The sequence below is a fragment of the Streptomyces coeruleoprunus genome, from assembly GCF_039542925.1.
Lineage (GTDB): Bacteria > Actinomycetota > Actinomycetes > Streptomycetales > Streptomycetaceae > Streptomyces > Streptomyces coeruleoprunus.
This window is the reverse complement of the sequence record NZ_BAABIT010000001.1, coordinates 6,901,202-6,923,547: the sequence shown is the minus strand read 5'-3', so window position 1 is coordinate 6,923,547 and position 22,346 is coordinate 6,901,202. Positions and strand designations below refer to the sequence as shown.

General features: G+C 74.4%; 19 protein-coding genes and 2 pseudogenes. 12 read left to right on the top strand and 9 right to left on the bottom strand.

The window, feature by feature from the left end:
* Nucleotides 1–19 precede the first annotated feature (19 nt).
* Nucleotides 20–745 carry a GntR family transcriptional regulator gene (locus tag ABEB09_RS31035; RefSeq protein ID WP_345693231.1) on the top strand — a complete coding sequence of 242 codons (726 nt, stop codon included), beginning with the start codon at nucleotides 20–22 and terminating at the stop codon, nucleotides 743–745.
* Between the two features lie 53 nt (nucleotides 746–798).
* On the opposite strand, the gene ABEB09_RS31030 is transcribed toward ABEB09_RS31035, so the two are convergent.
* Nucleotides 799–2,325, bottom strand: coding sequence for an amino acid permease (locus ABEB09_RS31030; protein ID WP_345693230.1), 1,527 nt, complete (start codon nucleotides 2,323–2,325; stop codon nucleotides 799–801).
* 69 nt (nucleotides 2,326–2,394) lie between these two features.
* A complete protein-coding gene (locus tag ABEB09_RS31025) occupies nucleotides 2,395–3,396 on the bottom strand; it encodes a hypothetical protein (RefSeq protein WP_345693229.1) in 1,002 nt (333 codons plus the stop codon).
* A gap of 332 nt (nucleotides 3,397–3,728) precedes the next feature.
* Between ABEB09_RS31025 and ABEB09_RS31020 the strand changes: the two genes are divergently transcribed.
* The 3 genes from ABEB09_RS31020 to ABEB09_RS31010 are packed head-to-tail and all read left to right on the top strand — an operon-like array spanning nucleotide 3,729 to nucleotide 7,935.
* Complete coding sequence (locus ABEB09_RS31020; RefSeq protein WP_345693228.1) at nucleotides 3,729–5,267, top strand: FGGY family carbohydrate kinase; 1,539 nt, start codon at nucleotides 3,729–3,731, stop codon at nucleotides 5,265–5,267.
* Complete coding sequence (locus tag ABEB09_RS31015; RefSeq protein WP_345693227.1) at nucleotides 5,264–6,682, top strand: FAD-dependent oxidoreductase; 1,419 nt, start codon at nucleotides 5,264–5,266, stop codon at nucleotides 6,680–6,682. Before ABEB09_RS31020 ends, ABEB09_RS31015 begins: the two co-directional genes overlap by 4 nt.
* Before the next feature lie 23 nt (nucleotides 6,683–6,705).
* Complete coding sequence (locus tag ABEB09_RS31010; protein WP_345693226.1) at nucleotides 6,706–7,935, top strand: NAD(P)/FAD-dependent oxidoreductase; 1,230 nt, start codon at nucleotides 6,706–6,708, stop codon at nucleotides 7,933–7,935.
* 20 nt (nucleotides 7,936–7,955) lie between these two features.
* Here the strand turns inward: ABEB09_RS31010 and ABEB09_RS31005 are convergent, their stop codons facing one another.
* Nucleotides 7,956–8,750, bottom strand: a complete 795-nt coding sequence (locus ABEB09_RS31005) for a uracil-DNA glycosylase (protein WP_345693225.1) — start codon at nucleotides 8,748–8,750, stop codon at nucleotides 7,956–7,958.
* A 38-nt stretch (nucleotides 8,751–8,788) separates the two neighbouring features.
* On the opposite strand from ABEB09_RS31005, the gene ABEB09_RS31000 reads away from it, so the two are divergent.
* Nucleotides 8,789–9,268 carry an NUDIX hydrolase gene (locus ABEB09_RS31000; RefSeq protein WP_345693224.1) on the top strand — a complete coding sequence of 160 codons (480 nt, stop codon included), beginning with the start codon at nucleotides 8,789–8,791 and terminating at the stop codon, nucleotides 9,266–9,268.
* Between the two features lie 56 nt (nucleotides 9,269–9,324).
* Nucleotides 9,325–9,579 (top strand): hypothetical protein, encoded by a 255-nt coding sequence (locus ABEB09_RS30995; RefSeq protein ID WP_345693223.1) that lies wholly within the window; start codon nucleotides 9,325–9,327, stop codon nucleotides 9,577–9,579.
* A 65-nt stretch (nucleotides 9,580–9,644) separates the two neighbouring features.
* Here the strand turns inward: ABEB09_RS30995 and ABEB09_RS30990 are convergent, their stop codons facing one another.
* The 3 genes from ABEB09_RS30990 to ABEB09_RS30980 form a co-directional block, all read right to left on the bottom strand.
* Nucleotides 9,645–10,355: a hypothetical protein gene (locus ABEB09_RS30990; RefSeq protein WP_345693222.1), complete on the bottom strand. Its 711-nt coding sequence runs from the start codon at nucleotides 10,353–10,355 to the stop codon at nucleotides 9,645–9,647.
* Nucleotides 10,356–10,470: 115 nt separating this feature from the next.
* Entirely contained in the window at nucleotides 10,471–10,917 is a 447-nt protein-coding gene (locus tag ABEB09_RS30985; protein WP_345693221.1) for a cold shock domain-containing protein, read from the bottom strand.
* Nucleotides 10,918–11,032: 115 nt separating this feature from the next.
* Nucleotides 11,033–13,012: a potassium channel family protein gene (locus ABEB09_RS30980; protein WP_345694144.1), complete on the bottom strand. Its 1,980-nt coding sequence runs from the start codon at nucleotides 13,010–13,012 to the stop codon at nucleotides 11,033–11,035.
* A gap of 297 nt (nucleotides 13,013–13,309) precedes the next feature.
* On the opposite strand from ABEB09_RS30980, the gene ABEB09_RS30975 reads away from it, so the two are divergent.
* From ABEB09_RS30975 to ABEB09_RS30965, 3 genes are read left to right on the top strand one after another with little or no spacing between them, the layout of a single operon-like run.
* Entirely contained in the window at nucleotides 13,310–14,152 is an 843-nt protein-coding gene (locus tag ABEB09_RS30975; RefSeq protein WP_345694143.1) for an ABC transporter substrate-binding protein, read from the top strand.
* Nucleotides 14,119–14,949, top strand: a complete 831-nt coding sequence (locus tag ABEB09_RS30970; RefSeq protein WP_380840994.1) for an amino acid ABC transporter permease — start codon at nucleotides 14,119–14,121, stop codon at nucleotides 14,947–14,949. Before ABEB09_RS30975 ends, ABEB09_RS30970 begins: the two co-directional genes overlap by 34 nt.
* A gap of 7 nt (nucleotides 14,950–14,956) precedes the next feature.
* Nucleotides 14,957–15,850 carry an amino acid ABC transporter ATP-binding protein gene (locus tag ABEB09_RS30965; RefSeq protein WP_345693219.1) on the top strand — a complete coding sequence of 298 codons (894 nt, stop codon included), beginning with the start codon at nucleotides 14,957–14,959 and terminating at the stop codon, nucleotides 15,848–15,850.
* Here the strand turns inward: ABEB09_RS30965 and ABEB09_RS30960 are convergent.
* The gene (locus tag ABEB09_RS30960) at nucleotides 15,765–16,274 is read right to left on the bottom strand and encodes an SAM-dependent methyltransferase (RefSeq protein ID WP_345693218.1); all 510 of its coding nucleotides are present in this window, start codon (nucleotides 16,272–16,274) and stop codon (nucleotides 15,765–15,767) included. The genes ABEB09_RS30965 and ABEB09_RS30960 overlap by 86 nt on opposite strands.
* A gap of 196 nt (nucleotides 16,275–16,470) precedes the next feature.
* Between ABEB09_RS30960 and ABEB09_RS30955 the strand changes: the two are divergent.
* A pseudogene (locus ABEB09_RS30955) lies at nucleotides 16,471–17,136 on the top strand (nucleotidyltransferase family protein); the annotation flags it as partial.
* A 288-nt stretch (nucleotides 17,137–17,424) separates the two neighbouring features.
* Nucleotides 17,425–18,204 carry a metallophosphoesterase family protein gene (locus ABEB09_RS30950; RefSeq protein ID WP_345694142.1) on the top strand — a complete coding sequence of 260 codons (780 nt, stop codon included), beginning with the start codon at nucleotides 17,425–17,427 and terminating at the stop codon, nucleotides 18,202–18,204.
* A gap of 157 nt (nucleotides 18,205–18,361) precedes the next feature.
* Here the strand turns inward: ABEB09_RS30950 and ABEB09_RS30945 are convergent, their stop codons facing one another.
* Nucleotides 18,362–19,237: an SDR family oxidoreductase gene (locus tag ABEB09_RS30945; RefSeq protein ID WP_345693217.1), complete on the bottom strand. Its 876-nt coding sequence runs from the start codon at nucleotides 19,235–19,237 to the stop codon at nucleotides 18,362–18,364.
* Between the two features lie 107 nt (nucleotides 19,238–19,344).
* Between ABEB09_RS30945 and ABEB09_RS30940 the strand changes: the two are divergent.
* Nucleotides 19,345–20,591: pseudogene (locus tag ABEB09_RS30940) on the top strand (FUSC family protein).
* 1,197 nt (nucleotides 20,592–21,788) lie between these two features.
* Here the strand turns inward: ABEB09_RS30940 and ABEB09_RS30935 are convergent.
* Nucleotides 21,789–22,208, bottom strand: coding sequence for an SRPBCC family protein (locus ABEB09_RS30935; protein ID WP_345693216.1), 420 nt, complete (start codon nucleotides 22,206–22,208; stop codon nucleotides 21,789–21,791).
* Nucleotides 22,209–22,346: the final 138 nt, after the last annotated feature.

The following is a 22,346-nucleotide window of genomic DNA, read 5'->3' as shown; positions in this document are numbered from 1 at the left end:
GCGAAAATCGAGGTTGAACATGGCTGAGCCTTCCGCTCCCGCAGGACTTCCGCTCTACCTCCAGGTCGCCGCGGCGCTGCGGGACGACCTCACCCAGCGGCGCATCGCACCGGGCACGCGCCTGCCGTCCGAGCGGTCGCTGGTGAACCGCTTCCGCGTGAACCGGCAGACCGTCCGCAACGCCCTGCAACTGCTGCGCGAGGAGCGGCTCGTGGTGACGGAGCGGCGCGGCACGTTCGCCGCGGCGGCGGGCGGCGCGGCCGGTCCGGTCCTGGCGGCGGGGCTGCTGGAGTTCCCCTGCGGCACGGGCGGCGCGAGCGGCGCCGTGGAGGTGGCCCTCGGCTGGGAGGCGTCCCCGCCCGGACCTGCCGAGCGGCTGGGTCTGCTGCCGGGCGAGCGGTCCCTCGTGCACCGCCACCGGGTGCTGGGCGCCGACGGCGGGGCCGAGCGGAGCGCCGTGTCCCGCTTCTCCCGGTACGCGCTCGACGAGGTGCCCCAACTGGCCCGGTACCGGCGCGCGGAGGCCCGGTCGCGCCACCCGGACCTCCGGCTGCTCTACCACTGGATGCACCGCGCGGGCCTGCGGCTGACCCGGCGCGAGTCGGTCGCCGTGGGCCTCCCGGCCGACGCCGCCTGCCTGACCGTCCACCGCGTGGTGTACGACCAGCACGGGCACGTCCTGGAGCTGACGGACCTCCGCTTCGCGCGCGCGTCGGCGTCGGTGACGTACGAGTTCACCGGCTAGGAGGCGGCCGGTGGCGGACCCGCCCGCAGGGTTGGGCGGGTCCGCGAGGCGCGTCAGACGATGCCCTCCGATATCTCGGCGCGCTCGCGGGCGTTGCCGTACGGCGCCGGGGTGCTGTAGGAACCGCGGGCCGCGTACCACCACACGCTGGCGAGGACCAGCACCACCACGAGGGCGATCGCGGCGTAGTTCATGGAGTCGACGGTCACCGGGTGGCGCTGCGGCAGGCAGAACAGCACGGTGACCACGGCGACCCAGACGACCGCGATCCAACCGACGGGCCTGCTCCAGCGGCCGAGGCTCCAGGGCCCGGGCCGGAAGCGCTTCCCGGCGCGGAGGCGCAGGTAGATCGGGATCGCGTAGGCGGGCGTGATGCCGATGACGTTGATGGCCGTCACGGCGCCGTAGGCCGTGGCCGAGTACAGGGACGGCAGGGCGAGCACGCACGGCACGGCGACGGACAGCCAGACGGCGTTGACGGGCGTCTGCGTACGGCTGCTGACGCGGCGCCAGAGGGCGGAGCCCGGCAGGGCGTTGTCGCGGCTGAACGCGAACACCATGCGGCTGGCGGCGGCGACCTCGGCGTTGCCGCAGAACAGCTGCGCCACGATCACCACGAGCAGCAGCGCGCTCGCGCCGCCCGTGCCGAGCGCGTCGAGCAGGATCTGGGCGGGCGGCACGCCGGTGGCGCTGTTCTGGGTCCCCGCGTAGTCCTGGATGGCGAAGGTGAGCCCCGCGAGCAGCGCGAAGCCGGCCACCCACGACACCCAGATGGCCCGCACGATGCCCTTGGCCGCCGTGACGGAAGCGTTGGAGGTCTCCTCGGAGAGGTGGGCGGAGGCGTCGTAGCCGGAGAAGGTGTACTGGGCGAGCAGCAGGCCGATCGCCGCCACGTAGAAGGGGTTGGCCCAGCCGGTGTCGTTGACGAACTCGGTGAACACGAACTCCGCCGACTGGTGGCGGTCCGGTACGAGCACGAGCGCGCCGACGATCAGCGCGACGCCGGCGAGGTGCCACCACACGCTGACCGAGTTGAGGACGCTGACGAGCCGCACGCCGAAGAGGTTGAGCGCGGCGTGCAGCAGCAGGATGCAGACGAAGATGGCCATGGTGGAGCCGGGCGTCGGCTGGAAGCCCCACTGGAGGTTGAGGAACGCCCCGGTGAACAGGGCGGCGCCGTAGTCGATGCCGGCGATCGCGCCCAGCAGGCCGAGCAGGTTGAGCCAGCCGGTGTACCAGCCCCAGCGCCGCCCGCCGAGCCGGTCGGCCATGTAGTACAGGGCGCCGGACGTCGGGTAGGCGCTGGTGACCTCGGCGAGGGCCATGCCGACGCACAGCACGAACAGGCCGACGCCCACCCAGCCCCACATCATCACGGCGGGGCCGCCCGTGCCGAGGCCGAAGCCGTACAGGGTCATGCAGCCGGACAGGACGGAGATGACGGAGAAGCTGATGGCGAAGTTGCCGAAGCCGCCCATGCGGCGGGCGAGGACCGGCTGGTAGCCGAGTTCGCGCAGGCGCTTCTCCTCGTCGACGGGTGGGGCCTGCTGTTCCGGGCCGACCCAGATGGTGCGGGACACGGGGGTACCTCCGAGGGGGGATCGGGGGGGCGGGGACGGGGGTGGTGGACCGCGGCGGGCCGTGCGGACTCAGCGTCCGCCGGGCGTCGCGGCCAGGCAGCGTTGGCGGGCGCGGGCGAAGACCTCCTCGGCCAGGGCGTGGTCGCCCGGGTCGCGGGTGCGGTAGGCCCAGGGCTGCGGCGTGTAGTACGGGCCCAGGGCGCGGAACACCTGGCCGGCATCGGCGAACCTGAGGGCGCCCCACAGGGCGTGGGCGAGGTGGTTCAGGTCGAGCAGCGACGCCACCTCGGGGGCGGTGTGGTCGAACCAGGCGCGCAGGGCCCGGTCCGCGTCCCGGGCCGCGTCCTCGGCGACCCAGTGCAGGTCCAGCGCCCGGTCCTGGCCCTGTTCGCGCCGGTAGCGCTCGACCCGGGCGTACAGCGGCAGGACGTGCAGCGGGGAGCCGGGCGGGGCCGAACCCGCCGCCCACTGGACGAAGTTCACCGCCTCGGCGAGCGTCCCGGAGTTCCGGCCGGGCCTGCGCACGTACAGGAACTGCAGCATCCGGTGGTACGCCTCGCGGTTGTGCGGGTCGCGCTTGTCGGCCTCGGCGAGCAGGCCCCACGGTCCCGGCGGCAGCATGGGTCCGGGCGGCCGCTCCCGGTGCTGGTCGAGGCGCTGCTGTCCGTCGAGCGCCGCGAGGGCGAGCAGGCAGACCCAGGGCACCGGGTCGGCGGGGGCGACGCGTGCGGCGTAGTCGCAGGCCTCCCAGGCCGCCTGCCACAGTTCCGGGGTACGGGTGTGGCGTTCCCGGTGGGCGCGTACGGCCCGCTCCACGGCGACGCGGGCGTGCATCACGGTCGCGGCGGCGCTGTGCGGCTGCTCCTCGCGCCACGCCCGGACGACGTCCGAGCCGGCGGCGACGGCCGCGAGGACCTGGGTGCGCTGGGTCCACAGCGGCCAGCCGGTGGTGTCGGCGAGCAGTTCGGCCATCGCGAGCCAGCGGCCGGTGCGCAGGTCCTGCACGGCGCCGCGCAGGGCGGCGTCGTGCCCCGCGGGGTGGTACACGGGCCGGAATCCCTGGCCGGACATCACCCCGTTCCGTTCGGAGGGCAGGCCGGACGGGCCGGTGGTGGTGTGGTGGTCATGCGTCCTCTGAGCTGGGGGGTGGCTGCGCCACGCTCACGACATCCCGGTTACGTGGCGTTGATCGGCGATCACTATAGGACGCGTCGAACACTTACGGTCGAGTTTCGAAGAAGTCCGTAATCATCCGCAACCATTCAGCCACATCAGGAAGTTGACCATTCATCAGCTTCCTGGCGCCGGGCGACGTCCGTGCGTCCTGTCCTTGACGGACGTGTGCGGACTGGACCAGTCTTCGCACTGGTGATCAAGGTTCTCCGACCCGACGGGAGCGGCCCATGACAGCGCGTCCGGCACGGCGGACGGCGAGGCCCGTCCTCGCCGTCGACCAGGGCACATCGGGAACCAAAGCCCTCGTCGTCTGCCCGGAGCGCGGCGTGATCGGCTCCGGTACGGCCCCCGTGCACCCCCGCCACCTCCCCGGCGGGCGCGTGGAGGTCGACCCGCGGGAGCTGCTGTCCTCGGTCGTCGGGGCCGGGCGGCGCGCCCTGGCCGACGCCGGCGAACCGGTCGCGGCGGTGGGCCTCGCCAACCAGGGCGAGACCGTGCTCGCCTGGGACCCCGCCACCGGCACGCCGCTCACCGACGCCGTCGTCTGGCAGGACCGGCGCGCCGAGGAGCTGTGCGCCGGACTCGCCCCGCACGCCGAGACGTTACGGGCGATCACCGGGCTGCCCCTGGACCCGTACTTCGCCGCGCCCAAGATGGCCTGGATACGGCGCCATCTGACCCGCGAGGGCGTCGTGACGACGAGCGACGCCTGGCTCGCGCACCGGCTGACGGGCGCGTTCGTCACCGACGCGGCGACCGCCGGGCGCACGCAGCTCCTCGATCTGGACGAGGTCGCCTGGTCGCCGGCCGCGCTGGAGCTCTTCGGGCTGGCCGGCGAGCGACTGCCCGAGGTCGTCGACGCGGCTGGTCCCGTGGGCACCACGACCGCCTTCGGCCCCGAACTGCCCCTCACCGGGCTGCTCGTCGACCAGCAGGCGGCCCTGCTCGCCCAGGACGTCACCGCGCCGGGCTCCGCCAAATGCACCTACGGCACCGGGGCGTTCCTGCTCGCCCAGACGGGCGGCCGCCCCCTGCGCGGCGGTTCGGGCCTCGTGAGCTGTGTGGCCTGGCGGCTCTCCGGACGGACCAGCTACTGCCTGGACGGCCAGGTCTACACGGCGGCCTCGGCCGTGCGGTGGCTGACCGGCCTGGGCGTCGTCGCGGGCGCCGCCGACCTCGACCGGGTGGGCTCCGCCGTGCCGGACACCGGTGGCGTCACCTTCATCCCGGCCCTCGCCGGGCTGGCGGCCCCGTGGTGGCGCGGCGACGTGCGGGGTTCACTGACCGGACTCGGCCTCGACACGGGCCCGGGCCACCTGGTGCGGGCGCTGTGCGAGGGCATCGCCGCCCAGGTGGCCGAGCTCGCGGGCGCGGCCGCCGCCGACCTGGGCGCCCCGCTGGACGCGCTGCGCGTCGACGGCGGGCTCACCCGCTCGGCGCTGCTCATGCAGACCCAGGCCGACCTGCTGCAACGGCCCGTGGAGGTCTCGGCGCTGCCCGACGTCACGGCGCTCGGCGTGGCGGCGCTGGCCCGCCTGGGCCACGAGCCGGGCCTGCGGCTCGACGAGGCGATACCCGCGTGGAAGCCGGCCGCGGTGTACGAACCGCGCATCACCCCGGCGGAGGCGGCGGAGCGCCTGGGCGCCTTCCGTACGGCGGTGGCCGCTCTCCTCGACGCCCCACCGCCCGCGGGCAGCGCCGCGCCGGGCGACCACGGCGCGGCGCTGCCCGACAGCGACCCGACGGGGCGGGGGCGCACGGCGTGACCGTCACCTCGGCGGGGGCGGTGCCGACGGAGGCGTACGACGTGGTCGTCGTCGGGGCGGGGGTCGTGGGCTGCGCCGTCGCCCGCGAACTGGCGCGGTTCCCCGCGCTGCGCGTCGCCCTGGTGGACGCGGCGGCCGATGTCGGCGAGGGCACGTCGAAGGGCAACACGGCGATCCTGCACACCGGTTTCGACGCCGTCCCGGGCTCCCTGGAGGCGCGTCTGGTACGGGACGGGCAGCGGCGGCTCGCCGCCTACGCCGCCGAGACGGGCATTCCGGTCGAGCCGCTGGGCGCACTGCTCGTCGCCTGGGACGAAGAGCAACTGGCCGCCCTGCCGGCCCTCGCGGCGAAGGCCGCCCGCAACGGCCACCACGAGACCGGGATCATCGGCGCCGACGAACTGCGGGCCCGCGAGCCGCACCTCGGGCCGGGAGCGCTCGGCGCGCTGGACGTGCCCGGCGAGAGCGTCGTCTGCCCGTGGACGACGACCCTCGCGTACGCGACGCAGGCCGTCCTCGCGGGGGCGGACCTGCATCTGAACTGCCGGGTCGAGGACGTGTCCGCCGGTGTGCCGCACCACCGGCTCGCCACCGGCCGCGGCACGCTGTCCACCCGCTTCCTGGTGAACGCCGCCGGCCTGCACGCCGACACCCTCGACCGGCACATGGGCCACGACGACTTCACGGTGACGCCCCGGCGCGGCCAGCTCATCGTGTTCGACCGGCTCGCGCGCGGCCTCGTCCGGCACATCCTGCTGCCGGTCCCCACCGCCCTGGGCAAGGGGGTCCTGGTCTCCCCCACCGTGTACGGCAACGTGCTGCTCGGGCCCACCGCCGAGGACCTGGACGTCGACGCCCGTACGGCGACCGGGTCGACGGAGGCGGGACTGGCGTTCCTGCGCGAGCAGGGCCGCCGGGTGCTGCCGGACCTCCTCGACGAGGAGGTCACCGCCGTGTACGCGGGACTGCGCGCCGCGACCGGTCAGGACGACTACCGGATCACCTCCCACCCCGGGGAGCGGTACGTCACCGTGGGCGGCATCCGCTCGACGGGGCTGACCGCGTCCATGGCCATCGCCGCGCACGTCGCGGAACTCCTGGGCGAGGCCGGCCTGGAGACGGGCCCACCGCGCGAGCTGCCCCCGCCGGCCCTGCCCCGGCTCGGCGAGGCGTCGGAACGCCCGTACGAAAACGCGCGGCTGATCGCGGGCAACCCGGTGTACGGAGAGATCGTCTGTCACTGCGAGCGGGTGACGCGCGGAGAGATCCGTGACGCCCTGGCAGGACCTGTGCCGCCCGCTTCGCCCGACGGCCTGCGGCGGCGTACGCGCGCCCGGGCCGGACGGTGTCAGGGGTTCTTCTGCGGCCCGGCGGTCCGGGCCCTGTTCGACGAGGCCAAGGGGGCGGCCGGGTGAGCGCACGGCGTACGGAACGAGCCGTGGACGTTCTGGTGGTGGGTGCGGGACCGGCGGGCCTGGCGGCCGCGGCGCGGCTCGCGGCAGCGGGCGCCGGCGCGGTGGAGGTGCTGGAGCGGGAGCGGACGCCGGGCGGTGTGCCGCGGCTGTGCGACCACACCGGGTTCGGTCTGCGGGAGCTGCGGCGGCCGGTGTCCGGTCCCGTGTACGCGCTGCGGCGCGCGGACGCGGCGGAGGACGCGGGCGCCGCGGTGCGCACGGGCGTCTCGGCGACCGGCTGGGCCGGGCCGCTGACGCTCGACACGACCAGCCCGGCGGGCCTGGAGCGCATCACCGCACGGGCCGTGGTGCTGGCGACGGGCGCGCGGGAACGGCCCCGTGCGGCGCGCCTCGTGCCGGGCACCCGGCCGGAGGGCGTGCTGACGGGCGGGGAACTGCTGCGGGCCGTACGGCTGTACGGGGAGCGGGTGGGCACGCGCGCCGTGGTCGTCGGCGCCGAGCCGGCCGCCCACCACACGGCACGTACCCTGCTCCGGGCCGGTGTCGACGTGGCGGCGCTGGTCAGCGAGGAGCCGTGGCACCGGCCCGGCGCGTTCGGCCCCGCGCACACGCCGGCCTCCGCGCCCGTGCCCGTGCTGGGCGGCACGTCCGTCACGGAACTGCTGGGGCGCGGGCGCCTTTCGGGCGTACGGCTGCGGCGGGCCGACGGGCGGACGACGACGGTCGCGTGCGACACGGTGGTGTTCACCGGTGGCTGGATCCCCGAGCACGAACTGGCCCGGTACGGCGGCGTGGTGATCGACCCCGGCACGCGCGGCCCCGCCGTGGACACGGCGTTCCACACGTCCGGGACGGGCGTGTTCGCGGTCGGCGACGTCCTGCGGGGCGTGGAGAGCGCGGACCGGGCCTCCGCCGAGGGCCGGTCCGCGGCCGATGCGGTGCTCCGGTATCTGGCGGGCGGGCCCTGGCCGCACGACCCGGTCCCGGTGACGGTCGAGGCACCGCTGCGCTGGGTCGCCCCGAACCGGGTGGCCCTCCCGCTCGGCGCCGACGACACGGCGCCCCTGCTGGTGCGGGCGGGCGAGCGGCTGACGCGCCCGTCCCTGGAGGTGCGCCAGGACGGCCGCCTCCTGTACCGCCACCGCTCGTGGCGTACGGCCCACCCGGCCCGCTCGGTGCGCCTGCCGGGCCCGGCCGCCTGGCCCGCCCGCGTGGACCCGGACGGCGGGCCGGTACGGATAGCGGTGGCCTGAGCCGCGGGCGGCGGGATGCGTCATCTCCGGTGCGGGCCGCTCCCGGTGTCGTCCCGCACGGGCAGGCCGGCCGTGCGGGCTGCGGTGGTGAGGACCTCCGTGAGCATCGCGGGGGTGAGCAGCCCCGTGAACGTATTGCGCTGGCTGACGTGGTAGCAGCCGAACAGTTCGAGCGGCGGCCCGCCGTCCGTGGCGGCCAGGGTGACCCTGGCACCGTGCCCGAACACGGGCCGGGGCCGGGGCACGGCCCAGCCGGCCGCGGCGACCGCCGGAAGCAGGGCCTGCCAGCCGAACGCGCCCAGCGCGACGACGGCGCGCACGGTCGGCCGCAGCAACGCCAGTTCGCGGGCGAGCCAGGGGCGGCAGGTGTCGCGTTCGCCGGGCGTGGGGCGGTTGGCGGGCGGCGCGCAGTGGACGGGCGCGGTGACGCGGACGCCGTACAGGGTCAGGCCGTCGTCGCGGGCGGAGGCCTCGGCCTGGCTGGCGAGGCCGGCGCGGTGCAGCGCGGCGTACAGGACGTCGCCGGAGCGGTCTCCGGTGAACATCCTCCCCGTGCGGTTGCCGCCGTGCGCGGCGGGGGCGAGGCCGACGACCAGCAGGGCGGCGTCGTCGGGGCCGAACCCGGGGACGGGGCGCGCCCAGTAGTCCCAGCCCGCGTAGGCGCGGCGGCCCTCGCGGGCGACCTGTTCGCGCCAGGCGACCAGGCGGGGGCACGCGCGGCAGTGCGTGACGCGCTCGTCCAGGACGGCGACGGTGTGCGCGCCGGGCGCTCGGCGGGCGGGGAAGTCGGGGCTTTCGGCCGGGTCCTGTCGCATACCGGACGAAGGTAGTGGCGCGGGGCAGACTTGACGGTATGACGGTGAAGCGAAGCGCGGGCCTGTTGCTGTTCCGTACCTCGGGCGGACGTCTGGAGGTGCTGATCGCGCACATGGGCGGGCCGTTCTGGGCGGCGCGGGACGAGGGCGCGTGGTCGGTGCCGAAGGGTGAGTACGAGGCGGACGAGACGCCGGAGGCGGCGGCCCGCCGTGAGTTCACGGAGGAGCTGGGCCTGCCGGCGCCGAACGGGGAACCGGTGCCGCTGGGCGAGGCGCGCCAGCCCAACGGGAAGATCGTGACCGTGTGGGCGGTCGAGGGGGACCTGGATCCCGCGCTGGTGGTGCCCGGCACGTTCAGCATGGAATGGCCGCGCGGATCGGGGGTGAGCCGGGAGTTCCCGGAGGTGGACCGGGTCGCTTGGTGCACGCCGCAGGAGGCGGAGCCGCGGCTGGTGAAGGGTCAGCGGGTCTTCCTGGAGCGGCTGTTGGAGTACGTGCGCGGACGCGACGCGGGCTGACTGTCAGTGGCTTGCGCGAGAGTGGGGTCATGCGATCCGTCCACAGGGAGCGAGAGATGACCACGACCCTCACGACGCAGGAGCGCGCCGCCGCCCAGGCCTACATCCGGCTGGTGGAGACCGCGCAGGCGGTGCTCACGGACCCGGGGCTCGCCCCCATGGCGGGGGCGTACCTGTCCTCGCCGATGGCCGAGGCCGACGAGGCGCTGCGCCGCGCCGGTCTGACGGGCAATGAGGCCCGGCTGCTGCGCCTGGTGTCGGCGGTGCGAACCGGGAGAGCCACGGGGGCGACGGGGGCCGGGCCGGTGTAGCCACGGCCCGGCGGAGACCGGCGGACCGGTCCGGGGCGGACGCCCCGGACCGGTCCCGGTGCGGCCTACGTGCCCCAGTTCACGACCGACGCGGCCCGGTCCCCCCAGCCGAAGCGGTTCAGGTCCGGGGTGTTGCAGCCCTTGGGCGCGAAGAACTCGTTGCCCTGCCAGTCGAAGGCGTCGAACAGCGAGACGTCGAAGCGGCACCAGCTGAGCGACGAGATCACGTCGTTCCAGTTCTGCGTCCCCAGAAAGCCCCTGCGCACGCGGCTGAGGTTCCGGTAGCCCAGCATCGGGCCGAGGCACTTCACGTCGCCCTGCTCGCCGGCGTCCTCGAAGAAGCAGACCTCCGCCGGCAGGGTGGAGGGGTTGGACGTGCAGATGTGCTCCATGGACCGCTTGGGCTTCACGTCCTGCGGTTCTGTCGCCCCGCCGGCGTACTGGCGACGGGCCTCCGCGATCATCGCCTCGCGGTCGGTGAACGCGGCGAGCACCACGTCGTCGCCCTGCCCGAGCCGGGTCAGGTGCAGCGGCCCGGCGAGGTCGGCGTGCATGCGTTCCTCGTCCTCGACGGGCTCACCGTCCAGCACCAGCGGTACGACGGGCTCGAAGAGCCGGACGAGCCCGAGCGGCGCCCGGTCCGCGAACAGGTCCCGTACGGCCGAGTCCGCGAGGCGCTCCGGCTCCGGATCGCCCGCAGCGGCACGCTCGTCGCCGCCCGCCCCGGCCTGCGCCGTACCCGGTCGCCGGTCGGCGTGCTCGTCCCGGTGCGCCATGACACCACCTCCGTCCGTCCCGTCCAGGCTATGCCCGTCCCCCACACCCCGCCTGCGGACGTGGGCCGGACGGCTGCCCCGGGAGCGGCGGCGCGGACCGCGCGTCCCCGGGTGGTCAGCCCTCGACCCAGCCGTGGCTGCGGGCCAGTTCGGTCACGCGGGTGCGGACGCGCTTGAGCTGGGCGGCGGTCAGGGTGCCGTCCGCGTCCAGCAGGACCTCCGTGAGCTCGCGCTGGAACTGGGCGGTGGTGAGGACGTCGAGGGTGTCGTCGTCCAAGTCCTCCAGGTCGCCGTCGTGGGCGTCCAGCTCGGGGCGCGAGGCGGGGGCGGGCACGGACGGGGAGCGGCGGGCGGGGCGGTCGACGAGGCGGATCTCCGACGCCTTGGGGCCCTTGTCGCCCATCTCCAGGTAGAACTCGACCTCGCGTCCCGCCTGGTACAGGTACTTGTCGTCCAGCAGGTCGTTCGCGTGCATGAAGACGTCCTCGCCGCCCTCCCGGGGCACGATGAAGCCATAGCCCCGGACCTCGTCGAACCGCAGGATCTTCCCCACCATCAGCACGGCAGTACCTCCACACCTCTCCGCCTGCGCCACTGCGTCACCGGCCGTCACCTGGGCCGGGCGACGACACCCTAGTGACTGCGGGGTCCCGTTGTCGTCCCGGGGCCGGGCCGTCTCACGCGCCGCGGCGTCCCAGCAGGTCGGCCAGGCCGCGCCGGGTGGCTGCGAGCACGACCCGGTCCTCGGGGCGCAGCACGTAGCCGGGGTGCAGGTCCCACACGAGGCCCGTGCGGCGGTCGGCGTCCTCGGGGCGGGCGGCCGCCAGGTCCGGGCGGCGTTCGTCGGGCGCCGTGGCGTCCAGGGCGAGCACCCGCCAGGCGCCCGGGCGGAACGCCTCGGCGACCGTCCGGCCCTCCAGCTCCGGGTGGCCGGCCACGACCACGGCGGCGAAGAGCAGGACGCGGCGCTCCACCGGGATGGCGCCCAGGATCTGGCGGCCCATCATGGCCCCGGCGAAGGCGGGGGCCGCCAGGTGCGAGACGCTGCGGCTGCGGGTGACGGCGCCGGGGTGCGCCGTGCGCAGGGTGCGGTAGACGGCGGTCGCCACGTCGTCGTCGTACAGGCGCAGCGCCACCTTCAGGTCGGGCCGCACGGAGCGGGCGTAGAGCACCGCCTCCAGGTTGGTGATGTCGGCGCTGGTGAGGGCGAGCAGGGCGTGGGCCCTGTGGATGCGGGCCGCCTCCAGCACGCCTTCCTCGGTGACGTCGCCGAGGACGACGGGAACCCGCAGGCGCCGGGCGGTGGCGATGCCCCGCGCCTCCGGGTCGGACTCGACGCAGACGACCGGGATGTGGAGTTCCCGCAGGCGGGCCAGCACACGCGTGCCGACCTTGCCGAGACCGAGGAGGACGACGTGGCCGGACAGGCCGCGCGGCGGGCGGCGCAGGGAGGTGGCGGAGCGGAAGGTGCCGAGCGCTTCGAGGAGCGCGGCGACCAGTACGGGCAGCAGGAGCAGGCCGAGGAAGCCGGACAGGATCTGGAGGAGCTGGCGCTCGGGGGGCTCGCCCACGGCCGGGTCCCCCATCGCGAAGATGTCGAGGAGGGTGAGATGGGCCGCGTGCAGCGGGTGGTCGCCCGTGGTGAGCCAGGACGCCACCGCGATGGCGGCGACGGCGGCCAGCACCCCGGCCAGCGACCAGCGCAGCCGCCGCGAGAAAAGCGAGGCCAACGGGACGGAGGCGGCGCGCAGCCGGTGGGCGGGGAGCGTCGGCCCGGCGTAGGTGATGGCCTCCAGGGCGACGGTGCCGCGCCCGGTGGCGGCGGCTACGGCACGGTCGTCGGGGAGCAGCTGGGGCCCCTGGTCGCCGCTGCTGTCGGAGCCCTCGCTGCCGGCCGGGTCGCCGGCCGTGGACGAGAGCAGCGCCAGGGTGCACAGGCCGGGGTCGGCGACCTCGCCGCGGCGGGGCGGGGTGCGCTCCACGGCGCGCAGCAGCAGCCCGTCCGCCTGGACGACCTTGCTGGTGCCGGCGACGGCGGTGGCGGCCAGCGCGGGCGCCGCCGTGTCGGCGTCCGAGAGCACGGTGGTGGAGGCGTCCAGGACGTCCGGGTCGATGTCCGGTGTGGCCACGGCGGCGGCCTGGTCGAGCAGGTCCTCCAGGTGCTGGCCCAGTTTGCGGTTGTAGAGGCGGATGACGAGCCGCAGACGGGGGTTGAGCCGCCGGGCGAGGAGGGCCGTACGGATGTTGGTCTCGTCGTCCTCGTGGACGAGCGCCAGCGCGGCCGCGCGCTCGACGCCGGCGTCGACGAGGGTCGCCTCGTCGACCTCGGGCGACTCCAGGACCCGTACGGGCCGGCGGGGCCGCGAGGTGCCGTCGGCCTGTCCCCCGCGTACGCCCGCGGCGGCCGGGTCCGGGCGCCCGTCCGCGCCCGCGCCGGTGCCGGTGCCGCCTGCCGCGCCCGTCCCACCGCCCGGGCGGGCCATGGCGGCGGAGACGCGGCCGAACAGCGCGAAGGCGCCCCGGCCCGTCCGGCGGCCCGGCCTCTCCGGTGACGTGTCCCGGCGGCCGGGGACGACGAGCGTGACCCGTTCGCGGTACACGTCGTGCAGTTCGTGGGCGAGGCGGTGCGCGAGCGCGTCGTCGCCGCAGACGACCATGTGGCCGCCGGCGGGGGCCTGTTGGGGTTGCGCGGGAATCGGAAGCACGTGCCAAGGATGCCGGTCACGGGGCACGGCCGGGTCCGCCGGGGTGCCCCGCGACCGGCCCTGCGGCGGACCCCGCGGGGGGGCGCCGGCCGGCGCTGACCAGGCATGACCACGGATCGGCCCTCCAGTGTCCGCGGAACGAGACGAACGCGGATCTCCGCCACACGGCGGCGTTCGTGGCATACGATCACGGCCGGCGGCTCCCCCCACACCCCGGCCGCCCCGCGCCCTTGGAGGTCAACCGTGTCGATGACTGCCGGCGGCAAGCGCGCCCCCCGTGCCCGTACGCGTACCGTCGTCACCGCCTGCGCCGCGTCGGCCGCGCTGCTGTTCGCCGCGGGCTGCGGGTCCGGCGACGACGGGCCGGGCGAGGCCAAGGGCGGCGTGCCCGTGGTGGAGAAGGGCAAGCTGACCACGTGCACCCACCTGCCGTACCCGCCCTTCCAGTTCGAGCGTGACGGCAAGATCGTCGGGTTCGACGTGGCCCTGATCGACCTGGTGGCGAAGGACCTGGGTGTCGAACAGAAGATCCTCGACACTCCGTTCGAGAACTTCAAGACGGGCGCGTCCCTCAACTCCGGCGAGTGCGACCTCGCCGCCGCCGGCATGACCATCACGGACGAGCGCAAGAAGAACGTCGACTTCTCGATCCCCTACTTCGACGCCACGCAGGCGCTCCTCGCCTCGAAGAAGAGCGGCGCCAAGTCCCTCGCCGACATCAAGGCGCGGAAGCTGAAGCTGGGCGCCCAGGCCGAGACCACGGGCGAGAGCTACGCCAAGAGCCAGGGCTTCGACCCGGTGGCGTTCGAGAGCTCCGACGCGGTGCTGAACGGGCTGCGCACCGGGCAGGTCGACGCGGTCGTCATCGACTACCCGGTCGTCCAGGGCTGGCTCAAGGACAAGGCCAACGCCGACGCGTTCGTCCTCGGCCAGAACATCGAGACCGGTGAGCAGTACGGCTTCTCGGTGAAGAAGGGCAACGACAAGCTGCGGGCCGCCATCGACAAGGCCATCAAGGACGCGAAGGCCGACGGCACGTACAACAAGCTCTACGAGGAGTGGATCGGCCCGCTGCCCAAGGCCGGCTCGTGACGTCACGGCTGACCAGGCGCCAGCGGCGGCGCGTCTCGCAGGGGATCCAGTACGCGGTGTTCGTCGCCGCGGTGGTGACGATCGGCCTGCTGGCCGACTGGGACCGGCTGCAGAATCAGTTCGCGCAGCAGGAACTGGCGGAGCGGCTGTTCCCGGAGATCATCACCACCGCGCTGCGCAACACGGTGGTGTACACCCTGTCCGGGTTCGTCTTCGGGCTGGTGCTGGGGCTCGTCATCGCGCTGATGCGGCTGTCGTCGGTGGCGCCCTACCGCTGGGTCGCCAGTGTCTACATCGAGTTCTTCCGCGGCCTGCCCGCCCTGCTGATCTTCATCTTCGTGGGGGTCGCGGTACCGCTGGCCTTCCCCGGCACGGAGATCCCCGGCGGTACGTACGGGAAGGTGGCGCTCGGCCTCGGTCTGGTCGCCGCCGCGTACATGGCGGAGACGATCCGGGCGGGCATCCAGGCGGTGCCCAAGGGGCAGATGGAGGCCGCGCGCTCGCTGGGCTTCTCCCACGCCCGCGCCATGGTGTCGGTGATCATTCCGCAGGCGTTCCGGATCGTGATCCCGCCGCTCACGAACGAGCTGGTGCTGCTGTTCAAGGACTCGTCGCTGGTGCTGTTCCTCGGTGTCACCCTGGAGGAACGGGAGCTGACGAAGTTCGGCCGGGACCTGGCCAGCCAGACCGCCAACTCCACGCCCATCCTCGTCGCCGGCCTGTGCTACCTGCTGGTGACGATTCCGCTCAGCTTCGTGGTGCGCCGCCTCGAGGCCCGTACCGAGAAGGCCAGGTGACGGACGCGTGACCGTGGAGCCCGGCGCACACGCCGAGATCGAGATCCGGGGCCTGCACAAGGCGTTCGGGGAGCACGAGGTGCTGCGGGGCATCGACCTGGAGGTGGCCCGGGGCGAGGTCGTGTGCGTCATCGGGCCGTCCGGCTCGGGCAAGTCGACGCTGCTGCGCTGCGTGAACCTGCTGGAGGAGCCGACGGCGGGGCAGGTCTTCGTGGGCGGCACGGAGGTCACCGACCTGGACGTCGACATCGACGCGGTACGGCGCCGCATCGGCATGGTCTTCCAGCAGTTCAACCTGTTCCCGCACGTGACGGTCGAGGAGAACCTGACGCTGCCGCAGCGGCGGGTGCTGCGGCGCGGCAAGGCCGAGGCGGTGCGGGTGGCCCGGGAGAACCTGGCCCGCGTCGGGCTCGCCGAGAAGGCGGACGCGTATCCGGCGCAGCTGTCGGGCGGGCAGCAGCAGCGCGTGGCGATCGCCCGGGCGCTGGCGATGGGCCCGGAGCTGATGCTGTTCGACGAGCCCACGTCGGCGCTCGACCCGGAGCTGGTCGGCGATGTGCTGGCGGTCATGCGGATGCTCGCCGCGGACGGCATGACGATGATGGTCGTCACCCATGAGATGAGCTTCGCCCGGGAGGTGGCCGACCGGGTGGTCTTCATGGACGGCGGCCGCATCGTCGAGGAGGGCCCGGCGGAGCAGGTCGTGGGCGCGCCCCGGCACGAGCGCACCCGGCACTTCCTGACCCGCATCCTCGATCCGGCGGCCTCCGAGCCCCGGGCCCGGAGTCGCCGGCGGACCGGGAGTCCTCGCAGGGTCAGTAGTAGTCCCGCATCAGCTCCGTCGCCCACTCGGGCTGGGTGGTGGGGCCCTGCGGGGCGAACTCGGCCATGTACGGCTTGATGTCGAGGACCGGGGTGCCGTCGACCGCGTCCAGGCCCGTGACGTGGAGGTCCAGGCCGTCGGTCCGCACCAGGCGGCAGCGCGAGACGCCGAGCCGGTTGGGGCGGTTCTTGCCGCGCTGCGCGAAGATCCCGACCAGCGGCCAGGAGGTGTTGCCGCGCGGGTGCCGGGCGCCGGTCTCGACCGCGTCGGGCGCGACGCGGTCGAAGTGGTAGACGACCTCCAGGTGGGAGAAGTCCGCCAGCCCGTACAGCGCCTCGGGGCCGAACCGCTCCGCGTCGAGGCGGATCACCGCGCTCTCCCGCGCCCATCCGTCGTCCACGACGTCCCGGCGTCCGCCGATCACGTGCCCGACGGGCCGGCAGACGATCAGCCCCTCCGCCGCCTCGTGCCCGGCCCCGCCGTTCCCCGTCCTGTCGGTCATTCCCCCGCCCCTATCCGTACGCGATCCGCGTGCGCGATCTTCATGTGATCTTCCGGCGCGATCGTCCTCGACCCTTGTGCGATCTTCGTGCGATCTTGGTTCGATCTTGGTGCGCGATCTTCGTAAGAGGCAGGATACGGCGGCGCCGGTGGGGTACCCGGAGCGCTCTCCCGTAGGACGAAGGGGGTGGAGCACCGTGAGGAACCCCGTACACGACGCCTCCGGGCGGAACGGCACGGCGTCCGGTCCGGCGGAGCTGCGGCTCGCCGAGACGCCCGCGGCCGGTGAGGTGGCGGGCGGCCTGCCGCTGCCCCCCGACCGTACGCAGGCGATCCTGGAGGCCACGAAGAAGGTGGCCGGGCTGCTGAAGGGCGCCGGGCATCCCTTCGCCCTGGCCGGAAGCGTGGCGGCGTACGCGCACGGCGTCCCCGCCAGCCTCCAGCACGACACCGACTTCGCCGTCCTGCGGGAGGACGAGGAAGCGGTCACGCGGGAGCTGGAGAACGAGGGGATCGAGGTGCGGAAGCCGCCCGAGGACTGGCTGATCAAGGCCACCTGCATGGGCGAGGAGATCGACCTGATCTTCGAGCTGGCCCGCCACCCGGTCACGCCCGAGTTGCTGGAGCGGGCACAGATCCTGCCCGTCGACTCGGTGCACATGCCGGTGCTGTCCCCCACCGACCTGATGGCGAGCCAGCTCGCCGCGTTCTCCGAGCACCACTGCAACTTCGGGGCCGTCCTCCCGATCGCCCGCGCGCTGCGCGAGAAGATCGACTGGGATCTGCTGCGGCGCAAGAGCGAGGGCTCGCCCATGCCCGAGGCGTTCCTCTTCCTCCTGGAGCGCCTGAACGTCATCGAGCCCGTCACCGAGACCGTCGCCGAGCGGGGAAGGAGTCGCCATGAGCGCCGCCGACACGGCCGAGTACCGCATCGCCCATCTGCGGGACCGGCTGGCGAGCGAGGACATCGCGGAGCTGGGGGTGCGGATCGAGCAGCGCGGGGCGAGCGTGATGCTGTACGGGACGGTCTCCAGCGTGGCCTGCCGGGCCGAGGTGCTGCGGATCGCCCAGGAGGAGCTGGCCGGTCTGCCCCTGCACGAGGACCTGGTCGTGGCCGGTACGGACGCCCCCACCCACCCCGAGGAGCTGTCATGATCCGTGTGGCTGCCGTCGGTGACATCCATCTGTCGCCCGAGAGCGCGGGGGCGCTGCGGCCGGCGTTCGACACGCTCGGCGACAGCGCGGACCTGCTGCTCCTGGCCGGTGACCTGACGCGGCACGGGACCGTGGAGGAGGCCAGGGTGGTGGCCCGCGAAGTGGCCGGGCTGCCCGTGCCGGTGGTCGCCGTGCTGGGCAACCACGACTACCAGAGCGACCGCCCGCACGAGGTCACCGCCGTCCTGGAGGAGGTCGGAGTGACCGTCCTGGAGGGCGAGGGCACCGTCCTGGAGGTGGACGGGACGCGGGTCGGGGTCGCCGGGACGAAGGGCTTCGGCGGCGGTTTCGCCGGGCGCAGCGGCGGCGAGTTCGGAGAGCCCGAGATGAAGGCGTTCATCCAGTACACGCGGCGCTGCGCGGACGGGCTCGCGGCCGCGCTGCGCCGGCTGGAGGACGACAACTGCGCGGTACGGATCGCGCTGATGCACTTCTCGCCGGTGCCGGACACGCTGGCCGGGGAGCCGTTGGAGATCTACCCGTTCCTCGGCAGCTACCTGCTGGCGGAGGCGGTCGACGACGCGGGCGCCGACCTGGCGGTGCACGGCCATGCGCACCTGGGCACCGAGCACGGCATGACCAGCGGCGGGACCCGCGTCCGCAACGTCGCCCAGCCGGTACTTGGCCGCGCCTTCGCCGTCTACCACCTGCCGGTGCGCACGCCGCCGACGTCCCTGGTCGCGGAGACGGCCTCGGCGGCGGCACTGCGGCGCTGAGGCGCTCAGGCGCCGGCGCCCCGGGCCCCTATGGGCCCCGCCGACCCGGCGGCCGGGCATTCCCCCACCCCGCCCCTTCCCGCAACCGGGGGCTGAGCCCCCGGGCCCCCTGTCGTTCCCCCGAGCTCTCCGAGCAGGGGATGCCCCCGATTTCCGGTCACGGGCGGCGCCAGGCGTCGCTGTCCAGGTGGGAGCCGGCCTGGGGGCCCATGCGGAGCATGCCGCCGTCCACCGTCCAGGACGCGCCGGTGACGTACGAGGCGTCCTCGCTCGCCAGGAACGCGATGACGCCCGCCACTTCGCGCGCGTCGCCGGGCCGGCCGAGCGGGATGCCGGGCCGCACCTGGTGGCGTACGTCCTCGTCCTCCTGGCCGGTCATGGGCGTGGCGATCTCGCCGGGGGCGACCGCGTTGACGGTGATGCCGTACTCGGCCAGCTCCAGGGCCATCACCTGGGTGAGCAGGCCGAGTCCGCCCTTGGCCGCGCAGTACGGCGCGGCGCCGACGCGCGGCTGGTGCTCGTGGACGGAGGTGACGTTGACGATCCGGCCGCCCTCGCCCTGCGCGATCATGCGGCGGGCGGCGAGCTGGGCGCACAGGAAGGGGCCGATGAGGTCGACGTCGATCACCCCGCGCACGTCCTCGTACGGCAGGTCGAGGAACGGGGTGGAGGTGCCCACGCCCGCGTTGTTGACGAGCACGTCGAGCCGGCCCAGCTCCTGCGCCAGCCGCTCGACGGCGCCGGCGGCGTCCGGGAGCTGGTTGAGGTCCATGGGCGTGACGGCGGTGCGGCGGCCATGGGACCGCACCTCGTCGGCGGTCCGCAGGGCGCCCTCGTGGGAGGCGTGCCAGGTGATGCCGATGTCCATGCCCTGCTGGGCGAGGCGGACCGCGGTGGCCCGCCCGATGCCGGAGTCGGAGCCGGTGACGACGGCGACGGGGGTGCCCCGGCCGTGCGCGGCACCGGGGGCGCGGGCCGGCAGCGCGTCCGTGCCGGCCGGTGCCTCGGGGGTCGGCGGGGTGGTGGGGGTCATGGGTCCGCCGGTACCACGCGGGGTGACGGACAAACCCGGCGCCGTCGTCCGGGGGGTTCATGGGGGCGGGGTGTGGTGAGAGGCGCGTGAGGGGGCAGGGGAAGGGGATGCGTGAAGTTCGCGAAGCACCGGGCCCGGTGATCAAGCTGGTGCGGCGGACGACCGAGCCCGCCGCCGCGCAGACGCTGCGCTCGACCGCCGCCGCGGTCATCTCGTACGTCGTCGCCCTGATGGTCCTGCCCCCGGAACCCGCGCCGCTGACGGCGCCCCTGACGGCCCTTCTGGTCGTGCAGGTCACCCTGTACGCGACGATCACGACCGGCATCCGCCGGGTGAACTCGGTGGTCGCCGGGGTGGTGGTGGCGATCGGGTTCAGCGCCCTGGTGGGTCTGAACTGGTGGAGCCTCGGGCTGACGATCTTCGCGTCGCTGATCGTGGGCCACCTGGTGCGGGTGAGCGAGTTCGTGCCGGAGGTGGCGATCAGCGCGATGCTGGTGCTCGGGGTCACCCAGGTCGGCTTCGCCGCGTGGACGCGGGTGCTGGAGACGCTGATCGGCGCCGGGGTGGGACTGCTGTTCAACCTGCTCTTCGCGCCGCCGGTGTGGGTGCAGTCGGCGGGCTCGTCGATCGAGGAGCTGGCCGGCTCGATGGGCCGGATGCTGCGCGTCATGGGCGAGGACATCGGGGGGCTCCGGCACGTCCCGGTGGCCCACGCGGCGGCCCGGCTGCACGAGGCGCGGCGGCTGGACCACGACATCGTGGAGGTGGACGCCTCGCTGCGGCAGGCCGAGGAGAGCCTGCGCCTCAACCCCCGGTCCGACAGGGGCTGCTGGCCCGGGTGGTGCTGCGCAGCGGTCTGGACACGCTGGAGATCTGCGCCGTGGTGCTGCGGGTGCTGTCGCGGACCCTGACCGACCTGGCGAAGTTCCGCACGGAGGAGACGCTGTTCCCGCCCGACGTGGCCGCCGGGCTGAGGGAGCTGTTCGGGCACATGGCGCGCGCGGTGGAGAGCTTCGCCCGGCTGATCACGACACAGGTGGCGGCCCGCGCCGAGGCGGCGGAGGAGCGGCTGAGCGAGGCGCTGGCGGAGAGCCGGGTGGTCCGGGACCGGGTGGCGGACCTGCTGCTGGAGGACGTGCAGGAGCACCCGCGGCAGTGGCAGCTGCACGGGGCGCTGCTGAGCGAGATCGACCGGATCCTCGACGAGCTGGACGTCGACAAGCGCACCGAGCGCCTCACCCAGGAACTCGACCGCCAGGCGGCCGAGATGGGCGAGCGGTACCCACGACTGGTCGCCCTGTCCCGCCGACTGCGCGGCACCGAAACACACCGGCCACCGGGCGTGGAGACCTGACGGCGACCGGGCATGACCCGGGGCGCGGAGACCTGACGGCGGCCGGGCCTGAAGACCTGACGGCCGCCGTGCCGCCACGACCGGCCGACGGCCTCACAGCCCTCAGAAGCGCGACGCCGTCGCGACCGGCACGACGGCGCGGCTCACGACTCGGCAGGACCGGGACGCCCTCCCGGCCCTCACCAACGGGACGGCCTCACGACTGGCACGACAAGGCGGCACACGGCTCAGCACGACCGGGACCGTCTCAGGGGTCGCGCAAGGCGGCCCACGGCCGACACGACCGAAACGCACACAGCCAGCACGACGGACGGCCTCGCGGACCAGCATGGCCGGGGCGGCCTCAGCGCCGACACGGCCGAGACAGCGCACAGCCAGCACCGGGACGGCGCACGGCCCTCACGAGCGGGACGCCCTCACGGCCGGCACGACCAAGATGGCACGGCCAGCACGACCAGGACGGCTCACGGCCAGGCACCACCGGAACCGCCTCAGCGCCCGCACGACGGCGCGGCTCACGGCTCGACATGACCCAGACGGCCGCCGGACCGACACGCATAAGCCGCCCCACTGCCGACACGGCCGAGACGACGCACGGCCCGACACCACCGGGACGACGCACGGCCCTCGCGAGCGGGACGCCCTCACGGCTGACACGACCAAGACGCCACAGGCAGCACCACCAGGACGGCTCCACAGCCCGACACCACCGGGACGGCCCCGCGGACCAGCACCACCGAAGCCGCCTCAGCGCCCACACGACGGCTCGGCTCACGGCCCAGACGGCCACCGGACCGACACGCACAAGCCGCCCCACTGCCGACACGGCCGAGACGGCGCACAGCCAGCACCACCGGGACGACGCACGGCCCGACACCACCGGGACGGCCTCGCGGACAGCACCACCGGACGGCCTGGTCGACCAGCACCACCGGACGGCCTAGCCGACCGGGACGGCCTAGCCGGCCACACGGCCGGGGTCGACTCAGCGCCAGCACGACGGCGCGGCTCACGGGTCGGCACGACCCGGACGGCCTCAGGGCCGAGACGGCTCGCGGCCGACACGACCGAGACGGCGCACGACCGCAAAGGCGCGCGGCCGGGGCGGCCTTGCGACCGGCCGGCGTCGAAGGGCGGTCCGCGTCGAAGGGCGGCCGGTGTCGAAGGGCGGCCGGTGTCGAAGCGTGGGTGGGTTGCTCAGCCGCCCGGGGTGTCGACGTGGAGTCGTACCTGGTCCTCCAGTCGCTGGAGGCTGCGGTCCAGGGCGCCGGTGACGGTCTGTTCGCCCGGGTCGTGGGACGCGTCGAAGAACGACAGGTGCACCGTCACCTCGCTGGCGCCGCTGCCGATACCGGCGACCTGGAGCCAGCCGGCGTAGCTGCCGTCGTCCCTCGTGCCCCACTCCAGCCGCAGCTGGTCCTTGCGGGGGCGCAGGAGCGCGGCGGTGTCCTCGTCGGTGCGGTCCTCGTGGACGGTGACCGCGGGGAGTTCGCCTTCGCCCGTGTGGACGTGGAGGTCGCGGGGCAGCCACTCGTCCAGCCGGCCGATGTCGGCGGCCTGGTCGAAGACCTGCTCGGGCAGGGCGGGCATCGTGCGGGAGCGTTCATATTCGGTCATCCCTTCACAGTTCCTCGACACGCGGGAGTCAATCCGGCACGGGAGAGGAAGCGGCAAAGGGAAAGCCCCGGCTGGACGGGGGAACCAGCCGGGGCAGCTCACGCGATGTGTGAAGGGCTCCTTCACAACCGCTTAGGT